The organism is Pseudochrobactrum sp. Wa41.01b-1 (assembly GCF_019464455.1).
In the GTDB taxonomy this organism is placed as follows: domain Bacteria; phylum Pseudomonadota; class Alphaproteobacteria; order Rhizobiales; family Rhizobiaceae; genus Pseudochrobactrum; species Pseudochrobactrum saccharolyticum.
In genome coordinates this window covers 1,127,622-1,140,411 of record NZ_CP080493.1, presented here as the reverse complement: position 1 = coordinate 1,140,411, position 12,790 = coordinate 1,127,622, and the positions used below count along the sequence as shown (strand labels likewise).

The 12,790-nt window shown below is 52.1% G+C and carries 13 protein-coding genes and 1 pseudogene; 5 read left to right on the top strand and 9 right to left on the bottom strand.

Annotation, left to right across the window (positions count from 1 at the left end; genetic code table 11):
• Window positions 1-59: 59 nt before the first annotated feature.
• Window positions 60-353, bottom strand: a pseudogene (gene rplY / locus K1X45_RS05410) (50S ribosomal protein L25); the annotation flags it as partial.
• 373 nt (window positions 354-726) lie between these two features.
• Here rplY and K1X45_RS05405 point away from each other — a divergent pair.
• The gene (locus tag K1X45_RS05405; protein ID WP_220160036.1) at window positions 727-2,241 is read left to right on the top strand and encodes an ATP-binding protein; all 1,515 of its coding nucleotides are present in this window, start codon (window positions 727-729) and stop codon (window positions 2,239-2,241) included.
• Here the strand turns inward: K1X45_RS05405 and K1X45_RS05400 are convergent, their stop codons facing one another.
• The 7 genes from K1X45_RS05400 to lgt form a co-directional block, all read right to left on the bottom strand.
• Window positions 2,242-2,862 carry a glutathione S-transferase family protein gene (locus K1X45_RS05400; protein ID WP_220160035.1) on the bottom strand — a complete coding sequence of 207 codons (621 nt, stop codon included), beginning with the start codon at window positions 2,860-2,862 and terminating at the stop codon, window positions 2,242-2,244.
• 108 nt (window positions 2,863-2,970) lie between these two features.
• Window positions 2,971-3,903, bottom strand: a complete 933-nt coding sequence (locus tag K1X45_RS05395; RefSeq protein ID WP_075656032.1) for a ribose-phosphate pyrophosphokinase — start codon at window positions 3,901-3,903, stop codon at window positions 2,971-2,973.
• Between the two features lie 396 nt (window positions 3,904-4,299).
• Window positions 4,300-4,890 carry a hypothetical protein gene (locus K1X45_RS05390; protein ID WP_220160034.1) on the bottom strand — a complete coding sequence of 197 codons (591 nt, stop codon included), beginning with the start codon at window positions 4,888-4,890 and terminating at the stop codon, window positions 4,300-4,302.
• A 15-nt stretch (window positions 4,891-4,905) separates the two neighbouring features.
• Entirely contained in the window at window positions 4,906-6,057 is a 1,152-nt protein-coding gene (locus K1X45_RS05385) for a Xaa-Pro peptidase family protein (RefSeq protein ID WP_220160033.1), read from the bottom strand.
• A gap of 90 nt (window positions 6,058-6,147) precedes the next feature.
• Window positions 6,148-6,927: a peptidoglycan editing factor PgeF gene (gene pgeF, locus K1X45_RS05380; RefSeq protein WP_220160032.1), complete on the bottom strand. Its 780-nt coding sequence runs from the start codon at window positions 6,925-6,927 to the stop codon at window positions 6,148-6,150.
• A gap of 25 nt (window positions 6,928-6,952) precedes the next feature.
• Entirely contained in the window at window positions 6,953-8,053 is a 1,101-nt protein-coding gene (locus K1X45_RS05375) for a class I SAM-dependent methyltransferase (RefSeq protein ID WP_220160031.1), read from the bottom strand.
• Between the two features lie 3 nt (window positions 8,054-8,056).
• Window positions 8,057-8,899 (bottom strand): prolipoprotein diacylglyceryl transferase, encoded by an 843-nt coding sequence (lgt, locus tag K1X45_RS05370; protein WP_220160030.1) that lies wholly within the window; start codon window positions 8,897-8,899, stop codon window positions 8,057-8,059.
• Between the two features lie 264 nt (window positions 8,900-9,163).
• Here lgt and K1X45_RS05365 point away from each other — a divergent pair, with 264 nt between their 5' ends.
• The 4 genes from K1X45_RS05365 to K1X45_RS05350 all read left to right on the top strand — a co-directional run bounded on the left by K1X45_RS05365 (window position 9,164) and on the right by K1X45_RS05350 (window position 11,359).
• Entirely contained in the window at window positions 9,164-9,457 is a 294-nt protein-coding gene (locus tag K1X45_RS05365; RefSeq protein ID WP_022710141.1) for an accessory factor UbiK family protein, read from the top strand.
• A gap of 462 nt (window positions 9,458-9,919) precedes the next feature.
• On the top strand, window positions 9,920-10,420 hold the full coding sequence (locus K1X45_RS05360) for a YbjN domain-containing protein (RefSeq protein ID WP_022710142.1): 501 nt from the start codon (window positions 9,920-9,922) through the stop codon (window positions 10,418-10,420).
• A 63-nt stretch (window positions 10,421-10,483) separates the two neighbouring features.
• Entirely contained in the window at window positions 10,484-10,831 is a 348-nt protein-coding gene (locus K1X45_RS05355) for a tRNA-binding protein (RefSeq protein WP_220160029.1), read from the top strand.
• Window positions 10,832-10,960: 129 nt separating this feature from the next.
• Window positions 10,961-11,359, top strand: a complete 399-nt coding sequence (locus tag K1X45_RS05350) for a DUF4354 family protein (RefSeq protein WP_220160028.1) — start codon at window positions 10,961-10,963, stop codon at window positions 11,357-11,359.
• An 83-nt stretch (window positions 11,360-11,442) separates the two neighbouring features.
• On the opposite strand, the gene K1X45_RS05345 is transcribed toward K1X45_RS05350, so the two are convergent.
• Window positions 11,443-12,738, bottom strand: a complete 1,296-nt coding sequence (locus tag K1X45_RS05345; protein ID WP_220160390.1) for an ATP-binding protein — start codon at window positions 12,736-12,738, stop codon at window positions 11,443-11,445.
• Window positions 12,739-12,790: the final 52 nt, after the last annotated feature.

The following is a 12,790-nucleotide window of genomic DNA, read 5'->3' as shown; positions in this document are numbered from 1 at the left end:
CATCTCCGGTTTGCACCGGAGATGTTTGATAAATCAGAAGCCTGAAGGCTCGAAATTTATGCTACGCGGATGAAGTCTACGTGCAGAGGCGTGTCTTTAACGCGATCCATCTGGTAGTCTTTAGGCTGAACTTTGATGATCTGGCCGTCAACATCAATGTTGAAAACGGTAGACTTGAAGCCGCCACCATAGATCAGGTAGTAAATGGTTTTATAGTCGATAGCGACCGAAATAGCAGGCTGCTTGTCACCATAGATGACTGCTGGAATCTGACCGTTGTCGCGAAGTGCACGGGAGGACCCCTTACCAGCCCGTTCGCGTTTTACGGCCTTGAGAGTTTTAACTTCGCTCATGGCTTTTCCTTATCAAGTAATTTGGAGTGTTCCGCAAAATCAGGTGAGATTCCGAAACATGATATATCCGCGAAATACGCAGCAAAAACAGCGATGATGCGGGCATATCATTCCGCGTTGCCTCCAAGGGTGTCTACGCGGATGCGCTCTCATAAGCGATAAAACCCGTGAGTGCAAGTTTTTGTGCACAAGACAGGCATTTTTGAACCTTATAGGGCCTGTCGCTGTGTATTCCGCAGCAGCCGTGCTAAATGCGCACGCTTCGTGGCTTGGTGTTATGATACATAGCTGATAGACAAGTTCCATATCCCGAATCTTATTTTATCACACCCGTTCATCAGGGTGTTTTTTCACGTGTATTTCAGGAGGTCATATGAAGGTCGGCATCGACATGGGAGCCACAACGAACGGCACCGCGGCTATGCTCGATCTCGAAGAGCTTCTGGCCACACGTCTGCTGGTTCAGGGTAATTCCGGTTCCGGTAAATCCTATCTGCTGCGCCGCTTGCTGGAGCAGAGCGCGCCGTGGGTGCAGCAGTGCATTATTGATCCTGAAGGCGATTTTGTCACGCTGGCCGATGTTTACGGCCATGTGGTGGTTGATGCTGCACGCACCGAGGCTGAACTGACGCGTATTGCCCAGCGTATCCGCCAGCACCGTGTGTCTGTGGTGGTTAATCTCGAAGGTCTGGATATTGACCAGCAGATGAAAGCCGCTGCCGCATTTCTCAATGGTATGTTCGATGCTGACCGTGATTACTGGTATCCGATGCTGGTGGTTGTCGATGAAGCGCAGCTTTTTGCACCTTCTGTCGGTGGTGAGGTTTCGGATGAGGCGCGTAAAATCTCGCTGAGCGCCATGACCAACCTGATGTGCCGCGGCCGTAAGCGCGGACTGGCCGGTGTGATTGCCACGCAGCGTTTGGCAAAGCTTGCCAAGAACGTGGCGGCTGAAGCTTCCAACTTTCTGATGGGGCGTACATTCCTTGATATTGATATGGCGCGTGCAGCCGATCTGCTGGGTATGGATCGCCGTCAGGCAGAACAGTTCCGTGATTTGCAGCGCGGTCATTTTGTGGCGCTGGGACCTGCTTTGTCGCGCCGCCCATTGTCGGTGAAAATCGGTAAAGTGGAAACATCTGCACGCTCATCCAGCCCGAAGCTGATGCCATTGCCGGATTCTCCGGTTGATGCGGCTGATCTGATTTTTACGCCAAGTGCGGCTGAAGCGAAGATGATTGTGCGTCGTCCGCCACCACCGCCTCCGCCGCCGCGCCCGATTGCTGAAATTCTGGAGCAGGTGGTGAAAGCCAAACCGGAAGCCGAAGTGCCGGATGAGCCGCTGTTTCCGGGCTTGGTGGAAGCCGAACGTGAAGAGCTGCTGGATAAGGTGATGACCGAGATCATTGAAGATCCGGAAGCCGCCTATCGTACTGTTGCGGTGCTGTATCAGGATTTTCTGGTGCGCTGCCGTATTCATCGTGTGCCGGGGGAGCCGCTTGCACTGCCTGCATTCCGTCGTCGTCTTGCTGTGGCGCAGGCCAGCGGCGGGGATGAGCTGATTGATGATGAGAAATGGCAGACTGCACTGCAATTGTCAGAAAGCCTGACCGATGATGTGCAGGGCGTGTTCCTGATTGTGGCGCAGGCTGCGGTCAAAGGTGCGCCATGTCCGTCTGATGCCACATTGGCGCGTGCCTATGGCAGTCACTCCACCAGCCGCGCCCGTCGTCTGCTGACTTATTTTGAAGAGCGCGGCCTGCTGGTTGTGCGAAATGACTTCAAGGGTATGCGTATTGTTGCATTTCCCGATATGGGCTGTGAAACCGCAGCCGGTGATCCGAACGGGCCGGATGAAAGCGCAGACGGCGCTGAGGCTGCAGAATAATCAGGCTTTCATTTTCGCCATGTCGGCATCATCGAGCGCTGTTGCCCGTTGCAGGGCAGGGCGTTCCAGAAGTCTTTGGCTGTAAGCGATAAAGCTCGGGCGTTTTTCAATTGTATTGAACCCCAATCCGAAATTTACTTGCGCACCAACATAGACATCGGCTGCGGTAAAGCGGTCGCCGGTGATGTAGGGTGTTTCTGACAGTGCCTGATCCAGCACATCCATAACGGTTTCATAGGAGCCGTATCCGATAAACCGGCCTTGTTCCTCTGTCGGATTAAAGCCGCTGGCATGGTTGCTGACAGCCGCTTCCACAGGTCCTGCGCCGAAAAACAGCCAGCGATAATATTTTGCCCGCTCGTCTGCGGTTGGCGCCAGTTTGGCATCCGGAAAAACATCAGCCAGATAGGCGATGATAGCAGCGGTTTCGGTGATGATATGATCGTTATGCTGAAGTGCCGGTACTTTGCCCATCGGATTGATTGACCGGTATTCCGTATCTTTCATAACCGGACCGAAAGGGATGAGCTGCGTTGTGTAGGGAGAGCCGGTTTCTTCCAGCATCCAGCGAGCAATACGTCCGCGCGACATCGGATTCGTATAGAGTATGGGGTCTGACATGATGCATTCTCCTCCGTTTGAGAGAAAGAATGCACTGTCTTTGTGAAGAAGAAAACAAAAAAGCCGGATCACTGATCCGGCTTTTTCAATTCATATGACTGACAGTTGTTAGTCAAACAGGCTGGATACGGATTCTTCCGCAGCGGTGCGGGCAATCGCTTCACCGATCAGACCGGAGATCGACAGAACGCGGATATTGTGTGCCTGATCGATTGCAGCAGTTGGCTGAATGGAATCGGTGATAACCAGCTCTTTCAGCTTGGAATTGGTGATACGGGCAATCGCGCCGCCGGAGAGAACACCATGGGTGATATAGGCGGTAACGCTGGTTGCGCCTTTGGCCAGCAGGGCTTCAGCCGCATTGCAGAGGGTGCCGCCGGAATCAACGATATCGTCGAACAGCAGGCAATCTTTGCCGGTCACGTCACCGATAACGTTCATCACTTCCGATTCACCCGGACGATCACGGCGCTTGTCAACGATTGCCAGCTGCGCATCAATGCGCTTGGCCAATGAGCGGGCGCGTACCACACCGCCAACGTCAGGCGAAACCACCATCACATTGGATGTGTCGTAATTGGCTTTAACATCGCGGGCGATAACCGGAACGGCATAAAGATTGTCGGTCGGGATATCGAAGAAGCCCTGAATCTGACCGGCATGAAGATCAAGGGTCAGAACGCGGTTTGCACCGGCTTCAGTGATGAGATTGGCAACCAGCTTGGCGGAAATCGGTGTGCGCGGGCCTGGTTTACGATCCTGACGGGCATAGCCGTAATAAGGCAGCACTGCAGTGATGCGGCGTGCTGAAGAGCGACGGAATGCATCGATCATGATCAGCAGTTCCATCAGGTGGTCATTGGTCGGATAAGAGGTGGACTGCAGAACGAAAACGTCCTCACCACGCACATTTTCCTGAATTTCCACGAAGATTTCCTGATCGGCAAAACGCTTCACAACGGCTTTGCCGAGCGGAATATTCAGATGTTTTGCGACGGATTCTGCTAGGACACGATTGGAGTTGCCCGCGAAAAGTTTCATGCTTTTTTGCCTCTGGCGCTGGTTTGCCTAGCGCATAAACCTTGAATGCATTTTGCATTGGTCATGCGCGGATTCCCTGTATCCGGGTTTGATTGTGAGAGTTCAGGGTCTGCAACCCGTCCGTCTCATAGAATTTCAACTTCAGCAGCTATGCATCATTTCTTCATACAACACTGGCTGGATGAGCGGCCTTTTACAAAGCTTGGCCAGTATTGCAAGGGTACAAAAGCCGCAGGGCAGCATTAATGCCCCGATATTTCACAAAAGCTGCATTTTCATGCTCTCTATAGGCCAAAAAGACACGTTTGTGTGAAGTTTCTGAGAACAGGCTTAACATGACCGGCAGGATCAGGTGAAACTGAGTCTCACCTGATGTTTGATCGCGATTGAAGCTATTTACGGAGCGTTGGACGAGACCCAGCGGAAATAGTCCGCCAGCGTATCATCGGCAATTTTACCCATCACAGTCGCAGGAACGGAAGACCAGCCGTTTTTGCCGGAGACTTTCTCCTGACCTTGCAGGCGATGTACGCGATTGCCCTGCTTATCCATAACATCCCAGACATAAAGCACAGAAGTCTGATTATTCTCGGTGAGGTTAGACAGATAGCCTTTGAGAATATAATCGGCTTCGGTTTCCATATTCGAGGCGAGAGTGATGGATTGTGTTTTTATGATTGTGTCAAAACGCAATGAGAGCGGTGTCACAATCTCCAGCGGTGCGCCGATGATCGGTGCAATATAGAGTTTGTAATTACGCACCTTGGCCATATTCAAAGGTGCCTGAGCAGCCTGTGCGGGCTGACCAAAATCAGAGGTCAGCGGGGCAAGCGCCGCGCTTTTCTCACTGGTCGTCTGCGCGGAGCAGCCAGCCAGCAGAAGGACTGATGCCAGCAACGGTATTGTTGCGGAAGACTTAAAAAGCAACAGCGGTGTTGCTTTCCGTTTTAAAGAAGCATCAACAGAGGCAGATAAAGTAACCGGCATCGGCTTCAGTTCCCGTTAAATAATCACCAGATCAAGACTGCTCTTCGACAGGCTTTCGGCAGGGCCGTTGGTGGTCAGATAGGTCTGGCCTAAGGTCATGGCCGTATTGGTTTCAGAATCCATAATAATCATATGGGCAAACAGCGTCATATCCGGCTCAATACGCTCGGTATTGCCCGCATAGAACATCTGCGGATCCATCCATGACGGTGTGAAGCGCGCACCAACAGAATAGCCGCAGGCATTGAGGCGGTGCCGCGTCAGGGAATGGGCTTCCAGTGCTTTGGCATGGGCTTCAAAAACATCACCGAATGTTGAAGCCGGGGTCAGAGCAGCTTCAACAGCCATCAGGGCTTCATGTGCTGCCTCATACAGTTCCTCATGGCGCTTGGTGGCTTTGCCGGTCAGTACTGTACGCATCATCGGCGCATGGTAATGGCGGTAGACACCGGACCATTCCAGCGTGAGCTGGTCGTTTTTGTGCAGCTGCCTGCGGCCGGATTTATAACGGCAGAGAAGAGCATCGGGGCCGGAGCCGATAATATATTCATTGGCCGGAAAATCGCCGTCGCCGAGGAAGTTTGCTTCCATCATTGCGGCAAGAATATTCGCCTCATTGGCATTGCTGCGTACCTGCTCCAGCGCCGCATCATAAATGGCATCGCTCAAGGCTGCAGCCTTGCGGGCATAATCGGCTTCTGCAGGGCTTTTCAGCAGGCGCAGGCGATCAACCATGCCGGAAGCATCAATCACCTTGGCAAAGCTGTTCAGCTGCTCATCCAGTTTGCGGCCATTGGCTGCAGTCAGTCCGTGGGTCTGGTATTCAACGCCGATGCGGGCACCAAGCAGGTCCATATCATTGAGCAGATTGCGCAGATCAACCGCAGGATTGGCGTTTTCGCGATCTGTCCATTGCACGATATGTTCAATCGTAGAGGTGTGGCGCGCCTGACGCAGGTCGGCGGAGCGTGTCATCAGCACCATGCTGCCGTCCTGTTTGACAACCAGACACTGGAAAAAACAGAAACCGAAAGTGTCATAGCCGGTCAGCCAATACATGCTTTCCTGGGAGAACAGCAGCAATGCATCAAGCTTGTTCTCAGCCATGCAGAGCATCAGCCGGTCACGGCGTGCCGCAAATTCTTCCGGTGCAAAATGAAGTGCCATAATTATCTCCGCATTGAACAAACGACTGTGCCGCTTGCCACTCTGTGAGCAGCTCAGCAAGATCATCTATGTTTTCAGAACCGGAAGCGCTTACTTCCGGATGGCAATCGCGGCGATCTGGCGTCCGTAATCCGGTTCCTTGCGATGGGTGGTGCGGCGATAAGAGAAAAACCGCGCTTCATCGGCATAGGTACAGAGATCAAGAGACGCTGTCTGGATACCGCAGGCTGACAGACGATCAACGATAAAGCTCCAAAGATCAAACATTTTACGTGCCGGATCGCTCGATGGGCGGAAATATTGTTCATAAGTCTGATCGCGGGCAGTGAATTCCGCAACGAATTCAGCGCCGACTTCATAATTGTCCTGACCAATGCACGGCCCCAGAACTGCGCGGATTTTTGACCTTTCACCACCCAGATTAATCATGGCTTCCACGGTGTTTTCCAGAACACCGGCAAGCGCACCACGCCAACCGGCATGTGCGGAGCCGATAATGCCCGCTTCCGGCTCACAAAACAGCACAGGACCACAATCGGCGCTCAATGCCCCCAGAATCAGTCCCGGTACATTGGTCACCATCGCATCGGCTTGCGGCCGTGGCGAAGGCAGGGCTTTAGTGATGGTCAGAACGGTTGGTGAATGCACCTGATAGAGAGTTTGCAGATCTTCCGGCTGGAGGTCGAAATAGGCCGCTACGCGACGGCGGTTTTCTGCAACAGCATCAGGATCATCTTTAGAACCTGCGCCGACATTGAGACTGTCATAAATGCCGGAAGATACGCCGCCGAGACGGGTGAAAAAACCATGTGCGATGCGGTCATTGGTTTCGAGCAAAGGAGAGCGGATCGGATCAGGCATATTGGTCATGATAGTCTCTCTGGAAAATGAAATATCAGATTGTTTTCAGGTCGGGATAAGTGACGCTTAAGACTTTAAACAGGCTGCCCATCTGGTTTGGCGCAGCCAGCCGCTCGACATCATCACGGATTTGCTCCTGCACGCTGGCTGATTTACCGGCACCAAGCTGACCGGCACGGCTGAGCAGCCCCATTCTCAGCAGGAAGTCGCTCTGTTCCTCAGCTTTTGTCGTGCAGCCAAGGCCAGAAGCGATTTGCGCGAGAGCGGCAAAATCCACATGGGTAGTAATGTCGGCCTGACCGGGAGCGATGAACACATCCTGATAGGCATGCTGATAGAGCGCCTGCAAGGTGTCGCCGAAACCGGCTTCATGAGAGCCGTAGTCAATCAGCAGTGCCGCACCTTTGTGCTTGCGGATATGTTCGCTGATTTGCTGCATCAGCGCAGAACGCGCCGGTGAGGCCTCGAAAATTGTGCCTTCCGGTGCTGCTTCATGGCCTTGAGGCAGAAGGGCAGGATCAATGCCGCCGGTTCCGGTGGTAAAGCAGAGTTCCGGTTCTGCCTCATTACAGGTGGCTACCATGCGCTCAACAAAGCGGCCCTCATGTTTGACATATTGATGATCCGGCAGGGCATCGAACAATTCATTGGCGACGAGGATCAGCGTGTTTTGCGGGACTTCCCCGAAGCTTTTATACCAAGCCATGTGAGGCGCGGCACCCTCAAGCTTTTTCTTTTGCACGCCTGTCAGGCGGTCGCTGGTTTCCACCATCGCAATATGGGCGGTACGCAGCAGGTCCGGTGCCAGTTTGCCAGCCGCGCGCAGCAGATCGCTCATCAATGTGCCGCGACCACCGCCAATTTCGCAAATGGTGCAGTTTTCCGGTTTGCCTAAAGCTTCCCAATGGCTGACGACCCAGATACCGATCAGTTCACCGAACATCTGGCTGACTTCCGGTGCAGTAATGAAATCACCTTTCGCCCCGAACGGTTCACGGGTCATGTAATAACCGCCGTCATGATCGGCGAGGCAGTAAGCCATATAATCTGCCACGCTGATCGGCCCGCCATTGGTAATCAAGCGGATCAGACGCTGTTTCAGCTTGTCTGCGGCGGGGATTGTCGTTTCTGCCATTGTTTATGCCTTTGCCGCAGCACGGTTTCCGCGCCACATTGCCCAGACACCAAGCAGCACCATTGGTACGGACAGAACCATGCCCATGGTCATCCAACCGCCGACGAGATAGCCGAGTTGTGCGTCCGGCTCGCGGAAAAACTCCACCAGAATACGCGACAAGCCGTAACCGGCGACAAAGGCACCGGCAATGAAGCCCGGAGCTTTGAGCTTGTTGCCCTTCCAGATCATCAGAGCGAGTACGCAGAACAATACAAAACCTTCGAGCGCTGCTTCATAAAGCTGACTCGGGTGGCGTGGCAGCGGCCCGCCATTCGGGAAATAGACCGCCCATGAAACATCGCTGACACGACCCCAGAGTTCGGAATTGATGAAATTGGCAATGCGCACAACGCCAAGGCCGATCGGTACACCGGCGGCGATAGTGTCGAACATGCTCCAGACAGGAATGCCGCGCTTGCGGGCAAACAGGATCATCGCAACGGTCGTGCCGAGAATGCCGCCATGGAAAGACATGCCGCCGTCCCAGACGGCCGGTATTTCCAGCGGATTGCTGATATAGAAACCGAAATTATAAAACAGCACGTAACCGAGACGGCCGCCGATTACGACACCAAGCGCTGCCCAGAGTACAAAATCATCCAGCGCCAGCGGATCCATTGGCGCATTATTGTTCGGCCACAGACGCGCATTGTTGACGAGCTTTTTACCATACCACCAGGCAAACAGAATGCCGATGACATAGCCGATACCATACCAGTGCACGGAGAGCGGCCCTATGGAAAACAGCACAGGATCAATATTCGGGAAGGGCAGTGCAGCCATCATGATCTGCGGTTCGGTCATTCTTCACTCCGTTATGGCTGCGTCTTCTATCATGCGTTCAGCACTGGTTGATGCTGTTATGCATGAGGCATAGCGAATTTTTGTTCAGGATAAAAGTCCGTTGCTTTTATGGCTTTATTCGGGTTTTAGCCTTAAGCTGGTCTTAAATCTCCGGCAAAGTCGTTTTGTTTTTAAAGCTTCGCAGTCTTGCATCATTTATAATGCGGGCTTATCTCAGCATTAGAGATTTATTTCCGCCTGTGGCGGCTAAAAAGAGGTGATCCAATGAGTAATGCAACCGGTAAAGTTCTTGATGAACTCGCAAAACTCGTCACTGATGCTGCGGGTGCCGCGCAGGGCGTGCGTCGTGAAGTCGAGACAGCAATGCGCTCTCAGGGTGAAAAGCTGCTTAACACTTTGGATGTTGTGCAGCGTGAAGATTTTGAAGCCATGCGTGAAATGGCAGTTAAAACCCGTACCGAAAACAGTGCCCTGACGGTCAAAATTGCCGAGCTCGAAGAGCGTATTGCTAAAATCGAAGCGGCACTGGCAGAAAAACCAGCGAAAAAAGGCGCTTAAGGTCTAAAAATCTCAAAGATTTTTTAACTTTTTATTCACAGGGGCGAATGCCTAAAAGCCCTTATTCCAGAATCGGTTACAGCGGCGCCCACTCGGGCGCCGTTTGTTCTTTCCACATGGTTTCTTAGAGTTTTGACAAAAAGGACTGGTACTCTGACTCAGCATCAATAGACTGAAAACACTGCATGATTCGTAATTGAGTCATGAAGCATGGCAGAAACGGGGAGTGGCAGGACAATAAGTTCAGCCGCACAGATCCGGTTGATGCGTCAGTGTAACAGTCATGTGTTTGCGCGTGTGTTGGAGGCGGGGTTGCAGCGTTTGGCAACATTTGTCTCGGCCTATTAACCAGTGTGTCTTTTTTGTGGCGATTGCTGCGGGGGATACATTCCGGCTGCGTGTTTATGACAGCCGGAATCCGGGTTTTACTCTTGCGGGTAAGCCCAAAAACAGGGAACGAACATGAACCTTCTTGAGCTCGATATCGCTCGCGATGCACATCCGGTGGATGTCATTGAACAGGTTGCGCATGCCAATGACTGGGCTTTTGACCGTACCGGTGACGATGAGATTGCAGTTTCTGTTGTCGGTAACTGGACAGATTATCACCTTTCATTCTCGTGGATGGAAGAGTTTGAAGCGCTGCATCTGGCCTGCGCCTTTGATGTAAAGGTGAGTGAGCCGCGCGTGAATGAAGTCATGCGTCTGCTCTCTTTGATTAATGAGCAGCTGCTTATGGGGCATTTTGATCTGTGGCGTCAGGAAGGGGCGATTATGTATCGTCAGTCCCTGTTGCTGGCGGGCGGCGCTAAGCCAACCAGCCGTCAGGTCGAAGTATTGCTGGCCAGCGCTCTGGAAGCCTGTGAATGCTATTATCAGGCTTTCCAGTTTGTAGTCTGGTCGGGTGTGCCGGCGAAAGAAGCTTTGCAGGGCGTGCTGTTTGAAACAGTAGGCCGAGCTTAAGGTGATAAAACAAGCGCTGCCTGTTTAAAAAGGCAGCGCTATAAGTATGAGCAGGGGGGCGGCGTGTCTGAGCAGCAGGAAATCAGTTTTGCGGATTTTGAAAAAATCGACATCCGCACCGGTACGATTGTTGAAGCGGAAGTTTTCGCCAAAGCCCGCAAGCCTGCCTATAAGCTGAAAATTGATTTCGGTGATGTGATCGGCATTAAAAAATCATCCGCACAGATTACTGTTCATTATACGCCGGAAACGCTGGTCGGCCGTCAGGTTCTGGCCGTTGTCAATTTCCCGCCGCGCCAGATCGGCCCGTTTATGTCTGAAGTACTGACGCTCGGATTTGCTGATGAAAATGGTGATATTGTGTTGGCAGCAACAGAGCGAAATGTTCCGAACGGGCAGAAGCTGATGTAATATTATGGATTCAAATAATATAATTATCACTTTGAACTATATTATTTGATGTTTTTGTTTTTAAATTAGCAATCTTAAATATGACATGAATTTCTTTAATAAATCCGGTGTCTATATCGGAGTTATTTTATGATTAATAAAAAAGTTATTTTATTTTCTGTTTTATGCGCGTCTGTAGCTGGTAGTGCTTATGCTACACCTAAATCATTTAATGAAGCGGATGCAGTTATTGTGAATTCCAAACTGCGCAACCAGTCAGTTATGGCTGTTGGTGACAAACTGCAGTTTTCCAAGACATTCGATGTCATTATTATGAATGGCAGCGCCAAGCCGCTCAATCTTTCGGCCGGATGCTTCAAAGCGGTAATGCCTGACAAAACTGAACTTCCGGTTGATACGATTGAGAAAGTTCTGATGAAAGGCACTCTGAAACATGGCGAGAACCTGAAAGGTTTTGTCAGTTTCTCATCGCCCGATGAAAGCGTTTACAATGCTCAGGCTGTGAAGTTTCTGCCGTCGTGTAAGTAAAGCTGTGCTGCAGATCAGATAGAATTAATTCAGGTGCCGGATACAATTGTGTTCAGTACCTGAATTTATTTGGAGAGTTTCCATCAGGCAGGAATACTGACAATGGCACGCAGGCCGCCTGTCGGGCTGCTGTCCAGTGTGATATCGCCACCGTGATTGCGGGCGATGTCGCGGGCAATCGCTAAGCCCAGACCGGTGCCGCCTGCATCCTGATTGCGGGCTTCATCCAGACGGACAAAGGGTTTGAAAACTTCTTCCCGCTTGTCTTGCGGTATGCCTGCGCCGTCATCATCGACGACAATGGTCAACCAGTCATTCTCATGGGTTGCCGTTAAATGCACGGATTGCGCATAGCGGAAAGCATTGCCGACGAGATTGCTGACCAGCCGTGTGAACGCATTCGGGCGGACGTGAATATTGCTGTTGCCGTGCATTTCGGCGGAGAAACCGCGATTGCGCAGCCGCGCTTCTTCTTCCAGTTTTGTGATGAGGATTTGCAGATCCAGCACACCTTGCTCTTCACTGCCTTCACCGCGTGCAAAAGCCAGATAGCCTTCCAGCATATTCTGCATGTCGGTAATATCCTGATTGAGCGGCACCGTATCAATCTTGCTGCCCGCAATGGCCAGCTGCAGTTTAAAGCGCGTGAGAATGGTGCGCAGATCGTGACTCACGCCGCTGAGCATGGCTGTGCGCTGTTCAATCTGCCGCTCAATTCGTTCGCGCATCTGAATGAAGGCAATGCCCGCCTTGCGCACTTCTTCAGCACCATGAGGCCGGAAACCGGCAGGCATCGGCTGGCCTTTACCAAAGCTTTCAGCCGCTTCTGACAATTGCTGGATCGGTTTGATCTGATTGCGCAGGAAGGCAATCGCAATGGTGAGCAAGACCAGAGCGGTGCCAATCATCCATGTGAGGAAGATCAGCGTATTGGATGCATAAGCCTGACTACGCTTGGCAAAAACACGTAAGACTTTGTCATCCAGCTGAATGCGGATTTCTACCAAGTCAGAATCGCCGACCGTATCAATCCAGAACGGGCGATTGATCTGGCGGGTGATTTCCTCATTGAGAAAATAATCAAGGATGGAGAAAAACGGCTTTGGCCCCGGCGGCGGTAGCGGCGAGGGCGGCAGAACAGATACGTTGAGATCCAGCCGCTGTTGCGCAATGCGGATGATATTCGCGTAATCGGGTTCCTGCGGATAGGTTTCCAGAATATCAATAATAGCAGAAATATCGCGCACGACCGCAGTGGACAGACGCTCTGTCACCATCTGCCAGTGCCGCTCCATAAAAACGAAGGCAATAACCGACTGCAACAGCACCATCGGAGCGATGATGATGATGAGCGAGCGCGCATAAAGCCGCTTGGGCATACGCAATGCCAGCCAGTCGGAAAACCTTTTCCAGAGCAACTGCTATTCTCTC

Bases quoted from the DNA above. Each gene is read 5' to 3' on its own strand.
- K1X45_RS05350 (WP_220160028.1), top strand. From the start codon at position 10,961: ATGATTAATAAAAAAGTTATTTTATTTTCTGTTTTATGCGCGTCTGTA.
- K1X45_RS05375 (WP_220160031.1), bottom strand. From the start codon at position 8,053: ATGGCAGAAACGACAATCCCCGCCGCAGACAAGCTGAAACAGCGTCTG.
- K1X45_RS05385 (WP_220160033.1), bottom strand. From the start codon at position 6,057: ATGGCACTTCATTTTGCACCGGAAGAATTTGCGGCACGCCGTGACCGG.
- K1X45_RS05365 (WP_022710141.1), top strand. From the start codon at position 9,164: ATGAGTAATGCAACCGGTAAAGTTCTTGATGAACTCGCAAAACTCGTC.
- K1X45_RS05390 (WP_220160034.1), bottom strand. From the start codon at position 4,890: ATGCCGGTTACTTTATCTGCCTCTGTTGATGCTTCTTTAAAACGGAAA.
- K1X45_RS05405 (WP_220160036.1), top strand. From the start codon at position 727: ATGAAGGTCGGCATCGACATGGGAGCCACAACGAACGGCACCGCGGCT.
- K1X45_RS05400 (WP_220160035.1), bottom strand. From the start codon at position 2,862: ATGTCAGACCCCATACTCTATACGAATCCGATGTCGCGCGGACGTATT.
- K1X45_RS05395 (WP_075656032.1), bottom strand. From the start codon at position 3,903: ATGAAACTTTTCGCGGGCAACTCCAATCGTGTCCTAGCAGAATCCGTC.
- K1X45_RS05345 (WP_220160390.1), bottom strand. From the start codon at position 12,738: ATGCCCAAGCGGCTTTATGCGCGCTCGCTCATCATCATCATCGCTCCG.
- pgeF (WP_220160032.1), bottom strand. From the start codon at position 6,927: ATGACCAATATGCCTGATCCGATCCGCTCTCCTTTGCTCGAAACCAAT.
- K1X45_RS05360 (WP_022710142.1), top strand. From the start codon at position 9,920: ATGAACCTTCTTGAGCTCGATATCGCTCGCGATGCACATCCGGTGGAT.
- lgt (WP_220160030.1), bottom strand. From the start codon at position 8,899: ATGACCGAACCGCAGATCATGATGGCTGCACTGCCCTTCCCGAATATT.